This is a genomic window from Actinoplanes sp. DH11 (genome assembly GCF_020873875.1).
Lineage (GTDB): Bacteria > Actinomycetota > Actinomycetes > Mycobacteriales > Micromonosporaceae > Actinoplanes.
Window position 1 is genome coordinate 1 of sequence record NZ_JAHWGU010000033.1, and the last position, 17398, is coordinate 17398.

The 17398-nt window shown below is 70.3% G+C and carries 15 protein-coding genes and 3 tRNA genes; 10 read left to right on the forward strand and 8 right to left on the reverse strand.

Going from position 1 to position 17398, the window contains the following annotated elements; all coding sequences use genetic code 11:
* Positions 1-402 precede the first annotated feature (402 nt).
* From LPA41_RS34345 to LPA41_RS34360, 4 genes are all read right to left on the reverse strand, one after another.
* A complete protein-coding gene (locus LPA41_RS34345) occupies positions 403-1257 on the reverse strand; it encodes a Rieske 2Fe-2S domain-containing protein (RefSeq protein WP_229075363.1) in 855 nt (284 codons plus the stop codon).
* A 161-nt stretch (positions 1258-1418) separates the two neighbouring features.
* Entirely contained in the window at positions 1419-2777 is a 1359-nt protein-coding gene (locus LPA41_RS34350) for an NAD(P)/FAD-dependent oxidoreductase (RefSeq protein ID WP_229075364.1), read from the reverse strand.
* Between the two features lie 271 nt (positions 2778-3048).
* The gene (locus LPA41_RS34355) at positions 3049-4374 is read right to left on the reverse strand and encodes a deoxyribodipyrimidine photo-lyase (RefSeq protein WP_229075365.1); all 1326 of its coding nucleotides are present in this window, start codon (positions 4372-4374) and stop codon (positions 3049-3051) included.
* 1 nt (position 4375) lies between these two features.
* Positions 4376-5263: a phytoene/squalene synthase family protein gene (locus LPA41_RS34360; protein ID WP_229075366.1), complete on the reverse strand. Its 888-nt coding sequence runs from the start codon at positions 5261-5263 to the stop codon at positions 4376-4378.
* Between the two features lie 68 nt (positions 5264-5331).
* On the opposite strand from LPA41_RS34360, the gene LPA41_RS34365 reads away from it, so the two are divergent.
* The 9 genes from LPA41_RS34365 (at position 5332) to LPA41_RS34405 (ending at position 12006) form a co-directional block, all read left to right on the forward strand.
* The gene (locus tag LPA41_RS34365) at positions 5332-6399 is read left to right on the forward strand and encodes a polyprenyl synthetase family protein (protein WP_374238244.1); all 1068 of its coding nucleotides are present in this window, start codon (positions 5332-5334) and stop codon (positions 6397-6399) included.
* A gap of 39 nt (positions 6400-6438) precedes the next feature.
* Positions 6439-7920 (forward strand): phytoene desaturase family protein, encoded by a 1482-nt coding sequence (crtI, locus tag LPA41_RS34370; protein WP_229075367.1) that lies wholly within the window; start codon positions 6439-6441, stop codon positions 7918-7920.
* Positions 7917-8486, forward strand: coding sequence for an isopentenyl-diphosphate Delta-isomerase (gene idi, locus LPA41_RS34375; protein ID WP_229075369.1), 570 nt, complete (start codon positions 7917-7919; stop codon positions 8484-8486). The genes crtI and idi overlap by 4 nt, the downstream gene beginning before the upstream one ends.
* Entirely contained in the window at positions 8476-9456 is a 981-nt protein-coding gene (locus LPA41_RS34380) for a MerR family transcriptional regulator (RefSeq protein WP_229075371.1), read from the forward strand. Before idi ends, LPA41_RS34380 begins: the two co-directional genes overlap by 11 nt.
* 171 nt (positions 9457-9627) lie before the next feature.
* Positions 9628-9700 (forward strand) — tRNA-Glu (locus LPA41_RS34385).
* A gap of 54 nt (positions 9701-9754) precedes the next feature.
* A tRNA-Asp gene (locus LPA41_RS34390) sits at positions 9755-9828 on the forward strand.
* Between the two features lie 13 nt (positions 9829-9841).
* Positions 9842-9918, forward strand: a tRNA-Phe gene (locus LPA41_RS34395).
* Positions 9919-9964: 46 nt separating this feature from the next.
* Positions 9965-10219 carry a DUF6226 family protein gene (locus tag LPA41_RS34400; RefSeq protein ID WP_229075373.1) on the forward strand — a complete coding sequence of 85 codons (255 nt, stop codon included), beginning with the start codon at positions 9965-9967 and terminating at the stop codon, positions 10217-10219.
* 431 nt (positions 10220-10650) lie between these two features.
* The gene (locus tag LPA41_RS34405) at positions 10651-12006 is read left to right on the forward strand and encodes a calcium-binding protein (RefSeq protein WP_229075374.1); all 1356 of its coding nucleotides are present in this window, start codon (positions 10651-10653) and stop codon (positions 12004-12006) included.
* A 207-nt stretch (positions 12007-12213) separates the two neighbouring features.
* Here LPA41_RS34405 and LPA41_RS34410 read toward each other — a convergent pair whose 3' ends face one another.
* Together LPA41_RS34410 and LPA41_RS34415 are read right to left on the reverse strand one after the other, a co-directional pair.
* Positions 12214-13533, reverse strand: a complete 1320-nt coding sequence (locus tag LPA41_RS34410) for an FtsX-like permease family protein (RefSeq protein WP_229075376.1) — start codon at positions 13531-13533, stop codon at positions 12214-12216.
* Positions 13530-14282: an ABC transporter ATP-binding protein gene (locus LPA41_RS34415; RefSeq protein ID WP_229075377.1), complete on the reverse strand. Its 753-nt coding sequence runs from the start codon at positions 14280-14282 to the stop codon at positions 13530-13532. The genes LPA41_RS34410 and LPA41_RS34415 overlap by 4 nt, the downstream gene beginning before the upstream one ends.
* A 110-nt stretch (positions 14283-14392) precedes the next feature.
* Between LPA41_RS34415 and LPA41_RS34420 the strand changes: the two genes are divergently transcribed.
* Positions 14393-15286, forward strand: a complete 894-nt coding sequence (locus tag LPA41_RS34420; protein WP_229075382.1) for a TetR/AcrR family transcriptional regulator C-terminal domain-containing protein — start codon at positions 14393-14395, stop codon at positions 15284-15286.
* Positions 15287-15337: 51 nt separating this feature from the next.
* Here LPA41_RS34420 and LPA41_RS34425 read toward each other — a convergent pair whose 3' ends face one another.
* Positions 15338-16702, reverse strand: a complete 1365-nt coding sequence (locus tag LPA41_RS34425; protein WP_229075384.1) for a calcium-binding protein — start codon at positions 16700-16702, stop codon at positions 15338-15340.
* Between the two features lie 199 nt (positions 16703-16901).
* Positions 16902-17357 carry a permease-like cell division protein FtsX gene (locus LPA41_RS34430; protein ID WP_229075385.1) on the reverse strand — a complete coding sequence of 152 codons (456 nt, stop codon included), beginning with the start codon at positions 17355-17357 and terminating at the stop codon, positions 16902-16904.
* Positions 17358-17398 lie beyond the last annotated feature (41 nt).

Here is a 17398-nt window from a genome sequence, read left to right on the forward strand (position 1 = left end):
AAACAGATAGGCCGGGGTATTGCCATAATTGGCACTGGCTTATCAAGCACCCTGTTGAGTTCTCAAAGAACAACCGCACACCATCAAAACGATCCGCAATCCGCGGCCCGTTTCCCCGGGGCACTCGCTCTACTTTACTAGGTCTTCCCGGCGTTGTCAACCGGTTTCTCCCGGTTGCTACCGATCTGCCCTAGTGCCTCCCCGTGGGCAGGCCACAGCGAGGCTGTGGATCCGCTTCAGAGGATTTGGCAGGACGGCCGCTCCGAGCCCCAAACTTTCAGGTCTCGTTCGCTCGCCCGTTTCCCTGCCGGCTCGGAAAACATTACCTGCTGGTTTCCCGGGCTCCAAATCGGGTCCCAGTGTTACGCGTTTCCGCAGGTCAGCGTAGGTATATCGACGATCTCAGGGTCGGCGGACCTGTACGGCGCCGCCGACGATCCGGACCGGGAGCACCGGCTGATCGTTTCCGGCCGGGCCGTGCACCGCCAAGCCGTCGCTCAGACGGAAGGTGCTGCCGTGCCACGGGCAGACGACGCAGGCCGACGAGCCGCTGCCGACCACTTCGCCCTCACCCAGCGGACCGGCCTCGTGCGAGCACCGCTCGATCAGCGCGGTCACCCGGTCGCCCTGGCGATAGAGCAAGACCGGCACGTCGCCGGCCTTGCGGACGGCGGGCTTGCCGTCGGGGAGCGACGACAGCGAGGTCACCTCGGTCCACTCCTCCGGGACGAGCGCGACCTCGGTGGCCGCGTGACTGATTCCGCCGCCCTGGGCGTACGCCAGGTGTCCGCCGAGATAGCCGCCCGCCCCCGCAACCGAGAGTCCCGCATAGGCAAGCGCCTTCCCCCGGGTGGGGTGTCCGGTGAGCCGGGCCACCAGCGAACTCGCGTAGAGCGCGGTCGCCACCACGTTCGTCGTCGCGTGGACCAGGCCGACCCGCCGACGGTCCTTGGTCATCTCCGACCAGTCCACCCAGCCGGCGATGGCCGCCGGCAGCACGCTCGCGGTACCGAAACCGATCAGCGTGGTGGCGGCCTTCTGCATCCCCGGGATGGCGTCCAGGACCGCGGCCGAGAGGAAGGCGCCGAGCGGCACCTGCACCAGCACCGGGTGCACCGGATGCCCCGACTTGGTGCCGTGCAGCAGGTCGCGCAGCAAGCGTGGCCGGATCGCCGCGCTCACCACTGCCTGCATCTTGTCGCTGGCGCCGTCGAGCGCCTCCGCCTGTTCGAGCCGGGTGATCGCCTGCCGCAACATACGAGAAGCCGTTCCCGCGCTGACCCACCCCAAACCGAAAAGTCGCGAGCCAGGAATCGATCAAGCGCAAGGCCCGCGGCCAAGGCGCAGAAGATTGATGAGCCGAGGGCGGAAGACACGAGCAGGAGTACGCGCCCCGCCTCCCCTATGAGGGATTCCGGTCAGAGCGCCTTCAGGGCATCGCCGATACCGCGATGGAACGTCGGGTACGCCCAGATGGTGCTCAGCAGCGTGGAGACCGGCACCTCCGCGTGGATCGCGACGCTGAGCGCCCCGATCATCTCGCCACCCGCCGGCCCAGCAGTGGTCGCCCCGACCAGCACACCTCGCCCCCGGTCGGCGATCACCTTGATGAAGCCCTCGTTCCCCGGCCCGTGGATGAAGCCGCGCGACGTCGAGGCGAGCGGCACATGCCCGACCCGGACGTCGAGACCGGCGTCCCGTGCCTGCTTCTCGGTGAGCCCGACCGCACCGATCTCCGGGTCGAGGAAGGTGACCCGGGGCCGGGCGCGGTAGTCGGCGCCGGGCCCGCCCTGTCCGAGTATGTCGCGGACGGCGATGTCGGCCTCGTACATCGCCATGTGGGTGAAGGCGCCGTTGCCGGTGACGTCGCCGACCGCCCAGATCTTGTCGCCGGCGCGCATCCGCTCGTCGGTGCTCAGGAACCGGGCCTGCGCGTCGAGCCCGGCCGTCTCCAGGCCGAGCTCCTTGATCCGGGCCGCGCGCCCGGTGGCGACCAGCAGCTTCTCGCCGGTCTCGACAGAGCCGTCGGAGAGGGTGACGGTGAAGCCGCCGTCGTGGTCGACGCGGGCGGCGCGGACCCCGGTCCGGATGGTCACCCCGTCGGCGGTGAGCACCTTCGCCGCGACCTCGGACGACTCCGGTTCCTCCATGGCGAGGACCCGGTCCGAACCTTCGATGATCGTGACCCGGACACCGAACCGGGCGAACGCCTGCGCGAACTCGGTCCCGATCGCCCCGCCGCCCAGGACCAGCAGCGACCCGGGCAGGGTGGCGGTCTCGACGGCGTCCCGGTTGGTCCAGTACGGCGTCCCGGCCAGCCCGTCGATCGGCGGGATCACGGCCGCGGTCCCGGTAGCGACGACGATGCCCCGGCCGGCGGCGTACTCCTGGTCGCCGACCCGGACCCGGCCGGGTCCGGTGACGGTCGCCGTCCCCCGCACGAACGTGCCGCCCTTGCCGGTGAACCGGTCCACCGCGACCTTGTCGTCCCAGCTGTCGGTGGCCTCGTCGCGGATCCGCCGGGCGACCGGCGCCCAGTCCGGCTCGACGGTCGACGACCCGGCCAGCCCGGGGATCCGCCGCGCCTCGGCCAGCGCCGAGCCGGCCCGGACCATCATCTTCGTCGGGATGCAGCCCCAGTACGGGCATTCACCGCCGACCAGGTTGTGTTCGACGCCGACCACGTCCAGCCCGGCCTCGGCCAGCCGGCCCGCGACCTCCTCGCCGCCGACCCCGAGACCGAGGACCACCACATCGACTTGCCGCGTTTCGCCCATGCGGCTCAGCTAATCACTTCGATCCCCGCCGGAATCCCTCATGTGCGGCACGACGCATCCGATTCTGAGGATGCGTAGGCGGGAACACATCGGGCGGCCATGAGGGCGATGACAGGTAACGGCTTTTATCCGTCGTCACCCTCATGGCCGCCGCCCGCTTCGCGCGAACCGGCGAAGCGGAAGCGGTCGGCGGGGCCTGCCGGTTGAACGTTTTGACGGACGCAACCGCCGGCGGGCCCCGCTTTCCCCGCCCGGGCAAGCCGGGCGGAACTCACGGCCGCAGCCAGACCGCCTCGTCCCGGTGCGATTCCAGCGGCCCGGGGTAGTCGAGGTTGCGGCGCACCGGCTCGGGCAGGCGCCACGGCTGATGCACCGCGGGGCCGTCGATGCCTTTGAGCTCGGGTACGTAGCGACGAACGTACACGCCTTCCGGGTCGAACCGGAGTGCCTGCCGGATCGGATTGAACCGCCGGTAGGGCCGGGTGTCGTTACCGGTTCCGGCGGTCCACTGCCAGTTGCCGGAATTGTTCGGCACGTCGCCGTCGAGCAGCCAGCGGAAGAACCAGGCGACGCCGGGCCGCCAGTCCACCCCGAGATGCTTGGTCAGGAACGCCGCGGTGATCAGGCGGGCCCGGTTGTGCATCCAGCCCTCGGCACGCATCTGGCGCATCCCGGCGTCGACGATCGGCACCCCGGTGAGCCCGTCCTGCCAGTGCCGCAGGGCGTCCTCGTCGTAACGCCAGTCGCGGTCGCCGGTGGGCCGGATGGGTTCGGAGGAGAGTTTCGGGAAGATCCGGGCCACCTGGTAGTAGAAGTCGCGCCAGCAGAGCTGGCGGACGAAGGCGTCGGCCTCGCGCGCTCTGCCCGCCTCGGCGACGGCCAGCGGCGAGAGACAACCCCAGCGCAGGTACGGGCTGAGCCGGCTGGTGGCATCCCCGGGCATGTCGTCGTGCGCGTCCGCGTACCCCTCGATGGTGCCCAGCCAGTCGCTCAGCCGCCGCCGGGCCAGGGTCTCGCCGCCCTCAGCCGCGTGCGGGGATTCACCGTCCGGTGTCGCCGGCATGGTGCCGGTCTCCACGCCGCCGGGCAGCATGATCCGTTCCGGAGCCGGCGCCGGTGCCCGCCACCGAGCCGCCGACCAGGCCCGGAAGTAGGGCGAGAAGACCCGGTAGGCCTCGCCACCGCCGCCGGGCCGCAGATCGCCGGGCGGGACCACGGTGAGGCCGGGGTGCAGCCGCAGCGCCGTCCGGTGCCGCTCGCACTCGGCGCCGAGACGCTGCTCCCGGCGGCGGGCGTAGCCGCTGACGTCGGCGGCCAGATGGATCGCGCCGGCGTCGTGCTCGCGAGCGATCCGGATCGTCTCGGCCACCGGGTCGCCGGTGCGCACGACCAGGTCACCGCCTCGTGCACGGAACTGTTCACGCAGGTCGGCAAGGCATTGGTGCAGGAACCGGGACCGGTTCGGGGAGAGGCCGGCGAGCCCCGGGTCGAGGACGTAGAGGGGGATCACCCGGTCCGCCTCGGTGCAGGCGACGGCCAGGGCCGGGTTGTCGTGCACCCGCAGGTCGCGGGTGAGCAGCACGACCGCGGTGCTCATCTCAGGCCGCGCTCGGGATCGGTGTGCCCGGCCGGGTGAGCAGGCTGCGCACGGCGACCGCGGCCCGGCGCCGGTTGGGGACCGTGGCGCGGCGGACGAAGACGTCGTAACCGGCCGCCTCCACCTCGTCGAGGATGCCGCCGTACAGCTGGAATGCCGTCCGCATGCAGGCCTGGGAGGTGGGTTCCAGCAGCGGGATGCCGGGGGCGGCCGCCGCGTAGTGCTGCCGGGCCCGGGCGATCTCTGCCTTGATCAGCTCCCGGATCTCCGGGGTGGCGACCCGGCGCTGCAGCATCCGGCGGGTCACGCCGAACTCGGCGAGGTGTTCCTGGGGCAGGTAGATCCGGCCGCGGTCGAGGTCCTCGGCGACGTCCCGGATGAAGTTGGTGAGCTGGAAGGCGTTGCCGAGCTGGCGGGCCGGTTCGCGGGCGGCGACCGGGTCGGCGGATCCGAGGATCGGCAGCATCATCGTGCCGATGACCGCGGCCGAGCCTTCCATGTATTCCAGCAGGTCGTCGTAGGTCTCGTACGACATCACCGTGATGTCCATCGCCATGCTGCGCAGGAACTTCTCGAAGTCTTCAAGATCAAGGTTGAAGACCGCGATGGTGTGCAGGATCGCGGGCAGGATCTCGTCGTCGCTGGGTTTGCCGCGCAGACCGTCGAGGAACTGGTTCGACCAGTCGGTGAGCAGCGCTGCTCGTTCGGCGGACGGGCGCGTCTCGGTCCGGTCGACGATCTCGTCCGCGTAGCGGGTGAACCCGTAGAGGGCGTGCACATGCCGCCGCTTCCACGCCGGCAGCAACCGGGTCGCCAGGTAGTACGTCCGCCCGTGTTCGCGGTGCAGTTCGCGGCAGCGCGCATAAGCAGCCGCCAGATCGGTATCCATCCCGGGCCTCCCGGCCAATCGACGCACGAATCGACGCAACATTCGAAAGTTAGGGTACGGTACTCCGCGTGGCCAATCACACCCTCGAGGGAAGTCGCCGTGAAGCGATCCCCCGCCAGCCGGTCTCACAGCGAGCGTTGATCGGCGCTGTCGAGGGCACGCTCGCCGATTTCCTCGCCTCCCAGATCGCCGCCCTGGACGCCGTCGACCCGGCGCTCGGCGGCTTCGCCCGGACCGCTCGCGACCTCGTCCTGGCAGGTGGCAAGCGGCTGCGGCCGACCTTCGCCTACTGGGGCTGGCGCGGCGTGGTCGGTCCGGCCGAGCCGATCGAGGGTGTCCTGCCCGCGCTCGGCGCCCTCGAGCTCATGCACACGTTCGCGCTGGTGCACGACGACCTGATGGACGAGTCGGCGACCCGTCGCGGCCGGCCCACCGCCCACCGGATCTTCGCGACCCAGCACGGCGAGCACTTCGGCGGCTCGGCGGCGATCCTGGTCGGCGACCTCTGCCTGGTCTGGGCCGACCAGCTGCTGGCCCGTACCCGGCTGCCCGCACCCGCGCTGCTCGAGGTCCGGTCCCGTTACGACCGGATGCGTGTCGAAGCGATCGCCGGGCAGTACCTCGACGTGCTCGGCGAGAGCGACCCGTCGTCCTGGTCGGTGGAGCGCGCCTTGGTGGTCGCCCGGCACAAGACGGCGAGCTACACCATCCAGTGGCCGCTCGCGTTCGGCGCCGCGCTGGCCGGTGGCGACCGCCGGCTCGACGAGGCGTACCAGGTCTACGGCACCACCGTGGGCGAGGCCTTCCAGCTGCGGGACGACCTGCTCGGCGTCTACGGCGACCCGGCGGTCACCGGCAAGCCCGCCGCGGACGACCTGCGTACCGGCAAACCCACCGCCCTGCTGATGATGGCCCGGCGGATGTTCACCGACGCGCAGCACGCCGCCTTCGCCCGCGGCGACATCGAACAGCGTGCCCAGGTCATCGCGGAGACGGGCGCTCCGGCCCGGATCGAAGAGATGATCAGGGTACGGGTGGACGAGGGCGTCGCGGCCCTGACCGAGGCGCCCATCCAGCCGGAAGCGCGCGCCGCCCTGATCGAGCTGGCAACCGTGGCGACGCACCGCCCGGCATGATGCTCATCCGGTTTCCCCCCGACCTTTGGAGCTGTTGAGTTGCGTACTGTTCCTGGATCCACCGACCGGGTCGTCGTGGTCGGCGCCGGCCTGGGCGGTCTCGCCTGCGCCCTGCACCTCGCGGCCGCCGGCCGGCAGGTCACCGTCGTGGAACGCGAGCCGATCCCCGGTGGCCGGGCCGGCCGCCTCTCCGTCGGCGGCTACGAGTTCGACACCGGACCGACCGTCCTGACCATGCCGGAACTGATCGAGGAGCCGCTCGCGGCGGTCGGTGAGGACCTCTCCGACTGGCTGGAGCTGCGGCCGCTCGACCCGGCCTACCGTGCCTACTACCCGGACGGCTCGACGCTCGACGTCCGGACCGACACCACCCGGATGGCGGCCGAGATCGCCAAGGTGTGCGGTCCTCGCGAGGCCGACGGCTACCTGCGGTTCGTCGACTACACCCGCCGGCTCTGGCAGCTGGAGCGGGACAACTTCATCGACCGCAACCTGGACACCCCGCTCGACCTGATGAACCTGGAGCTGCTGAAGCTGCTCGGGATGGGCGGGTTCCGCCGGCTCCAACCGAAGATCGACCAGTTCTTCCGCGACCCGCGTACCCAGCGCATCTTCTCCTTCCAGGCGATGTACGCCGGGCTCTCGCCGCACGACGCGCTCGCCATCTACGCCGTCATCGCCTACCTCGACTCGGTCGCCGGGGTGTACTTCCCGGTGGGCGGCATGCACGCCGTCCCGAAGGCGCTGGCCGGCGCGGCCGAAAAGCACGGCGTGACGTTCCGCTACGACACCACCGTCGAGCGGGTCAGCACCGCGAACGGGCGGGCCACCGGGGTCGTCACGGCCGGCGGCGAGCACATCCCGGCCGATGTCGTGGTGCTGAACCCGGACCTGCCGGTGGCGTACCGCGACCTGCTCCCGGCCAAGCGGCAGCGCCGGCTGCGCTACTCGCCGTCCTGCGTCGTGCTGCACATCGGCTCGGACCGGACCTATTCGAAGATCGCGCACCACAACATCCACTTCGGGAAGTCCTGGAAGGGCACGTTCGACGAAGTGATCAACAAGGGCCTGCTGATGAGCGACCCGTCGTTGCTGGTCACCAACCCGTCGCACAGCGACCCGTCAGCGGCGCCCGACGGACGCCAGTCCTACTACGTGCTGGCGCCCGCGCCCAACCTCGAAGCCGCCCCGCTGGACTGGCACGGCGGTCTCGGCAAGCGGTACGCGGACGAGATCCTCGGCGTCCTGGAGGACCGCGGCTACATCGGCTTCCGGGACGGCGTCGAGGTGCAGCGGATCGTCACGCCCGCCGACTGGGCCGACCAGGGCATGGCCGCCGGTACGCCGTTCGCGGCCGCGCACACCTTCGCCCAGACCGGGCCGTTCCGCCCGTCGAACCTGCACCCCACCCTGTCCAACGTCGTCTTCACCGGCTCCGGCACCCAGCCCGGCGTCGGCGTGCCGATGGTGCTGATCTCCGGGAAGCTCGCCGCCTCCCGGATCACCGGGGGCACCGCGTGACATCGCGCGAATCACATCTCGTCGAACTCGTCGACGAGGCCGGCACGGCGATCGGCTCGGCCACCGTCGCCGAGGCGCACCAGGCGCCCGGCCGGCTGCACCGGGCGTTCTCCGTGTTCCTGATCGACGACCAGGACCGGGTGCTCCTGCAGCAGCGGGCCGCGGTCAAGACCCGCTTCCCGCTGCGGTGGGGCAACAGCTGCTGCGGGCACCCTGAGCCGGGCGAACCGGTCACGGTGGCGGCCGTCCGGCGCCTCGGCGAGGAACTCGGTGTCGGCGGGGTGCCGCTCGCCGAGGCCGGGGTGCACAGCTACTTCGCCGAGGATCCGCTGACCGGCCGGGTCGAAAAGGAGTACGACCACGTCCTCGTCGGGCGACTCCCGATCAGCACCCGGTTCCGCCCCGATCCGGCCGAGATAGCCCGGCTGCTCTGGGTCTCAGTGCCCGACCTCCAGGAGCGCCTGGCCGGCGATCCCGGGTCGTACGCGCCGTGGCTCACCGGGGTCACCGACCAGCTGGTGTCTTATCTGTCTCGTGTCGTTCCGGAGCGATCGGGTGGCAGATGACGGCCTGAGTGCGGGCGCGGCCGCCCGGCGTCTCGGCGTCGCGGTCACCACCCTGCGCACCTGGCATCAGCGGTACGGGCTCGGGCCGAGCCGGCACGAGCCCGGGCACCACCGGCGCTACACCGCCGAGGACATGGGCCGCCTCCAGGTCATGCAGCGCCTCACCGCACAGGGCGTGGCGCCGGCCGAGGCCGCCGCCTGGGCGCAGCGCTCGCCGGATCATCCCGGTGCTGCGGCTTCTTCCGGCCCGGCTCCTTCTTCCGGCGCCGGTCCTTTCGCCGGCCCCGGTCCTTCGTCGCGCCCCGGTCCCGTCGCCTCCGGGCCGGCCGGAGGCGAACCGACCATCGCGCTCGGTCCGCGCGCCGACCCCGCCGCGCGCGGACTGGCCCGGGCCGCCATGCGACTGGACCAGCCGGCGATGCGCCACATCATCGCGACGGCCGTCACCGGCGACGGCGTGATCCGTGCCTGGCAGCAGGTGGTCATGCCGGTGCTGATCGGCGTCGGCGAGCGGTACGAGGCCACGAAACGGTTCATCGAGGTCGAGCACCTGCTGTCCCGGACCGTCACCGAGGTGCTCGCCGCCGTCCCCCGCCCGCACCACGACCACGAACCCCGGATCCTGCTCGCCGCCGCCGACGAGGAACAGCACACGCTCCCCCTGGAGGCCCTCGCCGCCGCCCTGGCCGAGGCGGGGACACCCACCCGGATGCTCGGCGCGCGGGTGCCGCAGCAGGCCCTCCTGGACGCCGTGAACCGCACCGAGCCGGCCGCGGTGGTGCTCTGGTCCCAGCTGCCCTCCCGCAGCGCTGTGGATCAACTGGAGCGACTCATGGACGCACCCTGCCCGCCCCGCCTCCTCGCCGCGGCCGGTCCCGGCTGGCCCATCGAAGGTCTACCCCCCACCGTGACCACCCTGAGCGACCTGGCCGGCGCAGTCCGTGCCACAACCGCGGCCGTCGTCGGCTGACCCTCACGTTTTTGCTGGTCAGCGAGGCGCGAAAGAAAAGGGGGGTGCCGATTTGGAGACCGCTCGGTGGATCACATATGCTTTGCAGGCCTCAACGGGGCGCGGTTGGGGCGAAGGCCACCAAGCGTTGCGGATCTCGCTTCCAGCGGGGTGTGTAATGATGGCGGAGTTGCCCTCATCGTCTAGTGGCCTAGGACGCCGCCCTTTCAAGGCGGTAGCACGGGTTCGAATCCCGTTGGGGGTACTGGTAAGTTAGCAGCGCGAGTTGCTGACAGACCGGAGCAAGTCGTAAGAGCAAGGTCCTGTGGAGCAGTTGGAGTGCTCGCCGCCCTGTCAAGGCGGAGGTCGCGGGTTCAAGTCCCGTCAGGACCGCAACACACAGCACGGCCAGGTAGCTCAGTTGGTACGAGCGTCCGACTGAAAATCGGAAGGTCGGCGGTTCGACCCCGCCCCTGGCCACCAGGCTCTTCGCCGGGCACTGAGCATCGTCCACCAGCGTTTCAGCGCGGTGGACGTTTTGCTTTCCCGGCCTTCTTCCGCATTCACGCTGATCGGCATGGATGCTGCCGGCGATCCTCCGGAAGAGGCGTACGGACGAGTCACCGATCCGGAACGTTTCCGCGTGCTCCACGACACAGCGCATCGCGTTCTCGACGAACTGGTCGAACGGTACGAGGTCACCGAGACGAGCTGGGGCAGGAACGGGAGGTCGCACTGCCCGCCTGCGGATGCGATGCCTGCGCCGACGACCCGGCCGATCTGATCGAGGAACTCCGCGACCGGATCGACCAGCTCACCGATGCTCGAACCCGGACTCGAACGACACGGTGGCGCCGCAGAACTCCGTCGTGACGACCAGCCGCGACCGGCTCCGTCGGGTCCGCGGGCTGTTGTTGATCTGCTGGCGCTGCGAAATCGCGGTTCCGACCCCTTGATCACAGCGATTTCGTAACGCCAGCAGATCAACATCTCGCCACGGCGGGCGCGCGACGCGGCGGCCGGGGCTGGACGGGCTGTCCACCTGGTGGGCAAGACGTCGAAACGGTCCCGTTCTACGGGATATCGATTGGCTTGTGGATCCGCGTCGGTTCGAATGAACAGCACCGAGAGCATGTGTGGCCGGCGCCCCCTTCGCTCTTGCGCGATCACTCGATCAGCTGATCACTCGATCATCTGCCGTACACGGGGGTTCCCATGTTCCTGTACCAACGCCGGATTTTGGCCGCCATCGGCGCCACCGCCGTCGCCGTCGCCTCGACCGCCCTGCTCGCGTCGCCCGCCCAGGCAGCCTCGACCGGCACGGCCCAGGTCTCCGGTTCGACGGTGCGGTTCGTGGCCGGCAAGAACCAGGCGAACTCGCTCGTGGTCTCGATATCGGGCCGGACCGTGACCCTTGACGACAAGGTTGCCCTCAAGGCCGGCAAGGGCTGCAAGAAGGTCGACAAGACCAAGGTCAAGTGCACTACCAAGAAGAAGACCAGCAAGATCGTTGCGGTGCTCGGCGCCAAGAACGACTCGTTCAAGAACAAGACCAAGGTGGCCTCCCTCGTCTTCGGTGACTCCGGCAACGACCGGCTGACCGGCGGCTCCGGTGCCGACGAGCTGCAGGGTGCCAGCGGCAACGACAAGCTCTGGGGTGCCGGCGGCAACGACAAGTTGTTCGCGGAGTCGGGCAACGACGGGCTCTACGGGGGCACCGGCAACGACTTCGCCGACGGGGGCTCCGGCAACGACAGCGTCTACGGCGACTCCGGCAACGACGAGCTCTGGGGTAACACCGGCAACGACAAGGTCATCGGTGGTACCGGCAACGACGAGCTCGCCGGCGAGGCCGGCAACGACACCGTCTACGGCGAGCACGGCCACGACAAGCTCTGGGGCGACGCCGGCAACGACAGGCTCGGTGGCGGCGCCGGCAACGACACCCTGTGGGGTTACACCGGCAACGACACGCTTTACGGCGATGCCGGCAACGACACGGTGTACGGCTGGGACGGCACCGACGCCCTGTACGGCGGCGACGGCAACGACTGGGTCCAGTCCGGCAGTGGCGACGACCGGCTGTGGGGCAACAACGGCAACGACAAGATCTACGCCGAGGCCGGCGTGGACCGCGTCTGGGCCGGCGCCGGCGCCGACTTCGTCGCGGGCGGTGTCGGTGACGACTTCGTGTGGGGCGAGGCCGGCAACGACTACATGGGCGGCGAGCACGGCCACGACAGCATCAGTGGCGGCAACGATTCCGACCAGATCTACGGCCTTGCCGGCAACGACCGGCTCTGGGGCGACGCCGGTAATGACGCCCTGATCGGCGAGAACCTCGACGACAGCGACAACCCGATCGGCAACCCGAGCGCCACGGACAAGGTGGACGGTGGCACCAACGCCGACTTCTGCGCCGTACTCGCCGCCGGCACCGCCATCAACTGCGAGGCGGGCAGCTTCCCCGGTGCTTCGGGCAGCGGCCTCTCGGCCAAGTCCGCGAGCGGCTCCGGCTTCGACGCGCCGAAGGCCCGGGCGGAGGCCTCGGCCGCGAGCGATCGCCGGTAACGGTCAGCACCACCCGGACAGCCCGGCCGCCACCAAGGCGACCGGGCTGTCCGGTTTTTCGAGCCAGGGTGCCGAAGCTGTGCTTCAGCTATGTATTCAGCGCAACCCCTCGATCAACTCGTCGATCGTCGCTATGGTTGCGGCAGGCCCGCGCCGTCTCCCCCGTGACAGCGCGGGCTCCTTTACGTCTCCAGCGGTGGGTCGGGGTCAGGCCCGGAGCATCGTCGCCGCCGGGCCGCGGATCGCGCGCCGGGTGGCGCCCAGCATCGCGGCGCCGGTGAGGGCCACTGCCACCACCACGATCAGGGCGTACGCGGCCGGTGAGGCGTCCGGCCACCACCGCGCGACCCGGGCCGCACCGAAGGGCAGGACGGTGAACAGGGCGGCGGTCGAACCACCGAGTACGCCCGCGACCGTGACCAGCAGCCCTTCGAGGGCAACCATCGTCAGGAGCTGTCCTCGGGTCGCGCCGGCGAGCCGCTGCTGGGCGAATTCCCGGCGCCGGCCCACCGTGGCCGCGATCAGGGTGTTGACCAGCATGATCGCCACGAACAGCGTGATCATGCCGACCACCACGTAGTTGAGGGTCTGTACGTCCTGCGCGTAGTCCGGCTGCACCTGCCCGGCCGACGCCTCGTCCTCGACCGCCTGCATGTAGACGGTTCCGGTGGCGATCCCGGTGAACAACACCACTGGCATCACCGCGCCGGCCAGCCGCCGGTTGCGGGCCCGTGCGCCGAGGACCGCGAGTTCACCCGCGGCGCCACCGAGCATCCGGACCGGCGCCCCGAGCAACGCCGTGACCAGTCGCAACAGCTCCGGGGCGAGCAGGGCGACACCGATGGACGCCCAGATGCCGGCCTGCCCGGCGGTCTGCATCGCGTCGATGCCCTTGCCGTCCATCACGGTCGCGGTCACCACCGCGCAGCTCGTCCCCGCCAGCAGGAACACGGCGGCGCCGACGCGGCGGAGGCGAGGCCTGGGCGATCCACCGCCGCGTTCCACAGTGGTACGGCGTGCCGCCGCGACCGCCGCCACCAGACTCCCGATCAGGGTGACCCCGAAACCGGCGCCGAACGCCATCGGCCCGAGAACCACCGTCGCCGTCCGGTCGACCTGACCGGTGTCCTGGAGCAGGCCGAGCAGCAGCCGGCCGATGAGCAGCCCGGCCGGCACCGCGACCGCTGCGGCGAGCAGGGCCACCCCGGCTGCCTCGCCGAGGATCATCCGGCGCAGCTGCGGTCCGGTCGCGCCGACCCGGCGCAGCAGTTCGATCTGCTCGGCGCGTTGCCGCACGGCCAGGCTCAGGGTGGAGGTCACCGCGAACGCGACGATGACCAGGCACCAGCCGCCGCCGACACTGGCTGTGACAGTCAGCGATTCAGCACCGGCGGGGTCGAGGTGGCCGGCGGTGTCGAGCAGCGAGCCGAACCCCATCAGCAGGGTGGCGCCGAAGAACGCGGAGAGGAAGGTGGCGACGAACCCGCCGGGGCGGTGCCGCAGGTTGCGCAGCGCGACGGCGATCATGCCGCGGCCTCGGTCCGGCGGGGAACAGCGGCGATGTCACCGAGGTGGGCCAGCCGTTCGGCGACGGCATCCGGGGTGGGTGCGCGCAGCGACCCCGCGATGCGGCCGTCGGCGAGGAAGAGGACCGAGTCGGCGTACGCGGCAGCGACCGGATCGTGGGTGACCATCACAACCGTACGGCCGTGCTGGTGCACCACCGCGCGCAACAGACTGAGCACCTCGCGGGCACTGCGCAGGTCGAGTGCGCCGGTCGGCTCGTCAGCGAAGATCACGGCCGGTTCGGTGACCAGGGCGCGGGCGACGGCGACACGCTGACGCTGGCCACCGGAGAGCCGGCCGGGCAGGTCGTCCAGCCGTTCGCCGAGACCGAGCTGCTCCAGCACGGCCCGGCAGCGGCGCCGGTCGGCACGACGCCCGGCCAGGCGCAGCGGCAGGACCACGTTCTGCAGCACGGTCAGCGACGGCAGCAGGTTGTAGTCCTGGAAGACGAAACCGACCCGGCTCCGGCGGAACTTGGTGATCGCGGTGTCGGTGGTGGCGGTGAGCTCGGTCCCGCCGATGAAGACCCGGCCGCCGGTCGGCCGGTCCAGCCCCGCGGCACAGTGGAGCAGGGTGCTCTTGCCGGAGCCGGACGGTCCCATCACCGCCGTGAAGGTGCCGTCCGCGAACGTGGCGCTGATGCTGTCGAGGGCGGTGACCGGACCCTCGTACGTCTTGTGGAGCGATTCCAGCCGCACTGCCTCAGCCATCGGATTGTCCCTTCTAGTTTTGTACACCGTATGAGTGCACTAGATGGGTCGTCAGTAGTGCTAACACCCGTACTTGACTAGTGCACTGGCATGCGGTGCACTAGTGCACTATGGAGATTCCGGTGTACCGCACCATCGCCGCGGAGATCGCCGGTCGCATCGCGCGAGGTGAGCTGCCGCCCGGCGCCACAGTGCCGTCCACCAGGCAGATCGTGGCGGAGCACGGTGTCGCGATGGCCACCGCGTCGAAAGTGCTGGCGGCACTGCGCGAGCAGGGGCTGGTGGAGGCGCGGCCCGGTGTCGGCACCGTCGTGTCCGGCGTCGCCCGCCCGGTCGAGGCGCCGCTCGACCGCGACCGCGTGATCCGGGCCGCCGTCACCATCGCCGACGCCGAGGGCCTGCACGCGCTCTCCATGCGCCGCCTCGCCGGCGAACTGGGGATGCCGACCATGTCGCTGTACCGCTACGTCGCCGACAAGGAGGAACTGGTCCTGCTGATGATGGACCGGGTGATGGGCGCCAACCCGCCGCCGCAGGACCTCTCCCCCGAGCGCGACGGCTGGCGCGCCTGCGTGCGGGCGCTGGCGCGTCTCCAATGGTCGATGCACCGCCGGCACACCTGGCTCGCCCAGGCGGTCTCGTTCACCCGGCCACTACTGGCCCCGCACGCGATGGCCCAGACCGAGTGGGTGATGCGGGCTCTCGACGGACACGGCCTGGACCCGGTCACCACGTTCCGGATCGCCGTGACGGTCGCCAACTACGTGCGCGGCACCGCCGTCAACCTGGAGCAGGAGGCACAGGCCGAGCAGGAGACCGGCATCACCGACCAGGAGTGGATGGCGGCCCAGCACGACCGGTTCGCCGCGGTGCTGGCCACCGGCCGCTTCCCCATGTTCACCGCCTTCCTCGCCGCCAACGACAACGAGTTCGACCTGGACATCCTGATGGAGTTCGGCCTGGAACGCCTCCTCGACGGCCTGGAACCCCTGTTGACAGACTGAAGCCCGGCCGTCGCGAGGACGGCCGGGCTTCGGTGCGGCGAAAAGCCGGAACTACTTGGCGAGCGCCTCGGCGAGCCGCTTCTTCAGCTCGGCGGCGACCGGGTTGGCCGCGGACGCGGAGGCCGACTTGAGGGCGGCGTCGGGCGCCAGCTCGTACGCCTCGCAGTTGGCCTTGGTCGTGTTGGGGAACACCAGGCAGATGTCGGCGTAGGTGTGCGAGCCACCGTCCACCTTGTCCGCGGCGGCCGGGTTGCCGATCGGCTTGAACGAGTCGTTGAAGTCCTCGCCGGCCAGGATGTCGTCGTCCTCGTTGCCGGAGACGATGTCGTTACCGGCCAGGCCGACGACCATGTCGACGCCGCGGCCACCGTACAGCTGGTCGTTGCCGTCCTCGCCGGCGACCACGTCGGAGCCGTCCTCGGCGTTGACGTAGTCGTTGCCGGTGCCGCTCAGGACGATGTCGCCGTCCGGACCGCCGTAGAGGCGGTCGGTGCCGGCCTCACCGAAGAGGCCGTCCTCACCGCGGCCGCCCCAGACCTTGTCGTCACCGGTGCCGGCCTCGATGTAGTCGTGACCGTCGCCGGCGTTGAGCGTGTCGTTGCCGGCCCGGCCGTAGAGCTCGTCGTCGCCAGCGTCGCCGTAGACGGTGTCGTTGTCGGCGCCCGCGTCGATGACGTCGTGACCGTGCCCGGCACCGATCTTGTCGTGCCCGGCACCACCGTAGATCAGGTCGTTCCCGGTCTCGCCGTAGGCGGTGTCGTTGCCCGTACCCGCGTCGATCTTGTCGTTGCCGGCGCCACCGGACACCCGGTCGACGCCCGTGCCGCCGAACAGGGTGTCGTTGCCGGCGTCACCGGTCGCGGTGTCGTTGCCGGCGCCCGTGTCGATGCCGTCGTTGCCGGTGGAGCCGTGGACCTTGTCGTTGCCGGAGCCACCGAAGAGCTTGTCGTTGCCGCCGGCGCCGTAGACCTTGTCGTTGCCGGTGCCGCCCTGGAGCTGGTCCGCGCCGGAGCCACCGGTCAGGACGTCGTTGCCGGCGCCACCGTCGGCGAACAGGAACACCTTGGTCTTGTTCTTGACCGAGTCGTTCTTGTCACCCAGCGCGGCGTTGATCCGCTTGGTGGCCTTCGAGGTCTTGCACTTGACCTTGGTCTTGTCGCCCTTGACCGCCTTGCAGCCCTTGCCGGCCTTGATCGCGACCTTGTCGTCGAGCGTCACGGTGCGCCCGGAGATCGTGATGGTCAGCGCGTTCGCCTTGCCCATCAGGGCGTTGAACTGGACGGTCGACGAGCCGCTCACCTTCGCCAGACCGGCCGAGGCGGCCTGTGCGGGCGCCGCGCCGAGGAAGGACGTGGTGGCGACGGCGGCAGCCGTGGCGCCGATGGCGGCCAGGGCCCTGCGGTTGAACAGGAACATGCGGAAGTACCCCCGTGTCGGGCGAAGACGATCAAAAGATCGAAGCTGAGGTACGGAGGGCGCGCACGCCACGCGATCTTCCCCCGTGCCGGATATTCCAGCGGTTGACGCTCGCGAATACAAGCCCGGTTCCATAGAACGGGACCGTATCGACGCAATGTTCACCCAGTGGACGCCTACCCGTTGGACCAGGGCTTTGTCAGCAGCCGATCTCGACGGCCGGGCGGCCCGCAGTGGCATTCCCGACCACCCAGAGACGGTCGACGCCGGACATCTGGCGAATCGCCGGTACCGGGGTGCAATCGAACTCGCGGGCTTCCGCCGTCCACCGGAAGGACTCGGACATGCTCTCGACCTGGACACCGGCGACCCGCTCCGGATCGTCCTTCCACTGCTCCCGGAACCGGGCCAGCGCCTCCTCGCGGGTCTCGAACCGGACCTCGCCCGACACGTCCGCCGAAGCCGACTCCAGTTCGGACCGGATCGCCGACTTCTGCGCCTCGGTGGCCGCCGGTTCCAGTTCGACCGTGAGCTCGAAGGTCCGCTCCGGCACGTACCGCCAACCGGCGAGGAGCATCACCGTGATCGACGTGGCCGCGCCGATGAACAGTGCTGCGGCGGCCATCGCCACGACGGTCAGCAGGCGTCGAGACACAGTGGATCCTCCCCCGGGAATCCGGACGGCAAGATCAACCG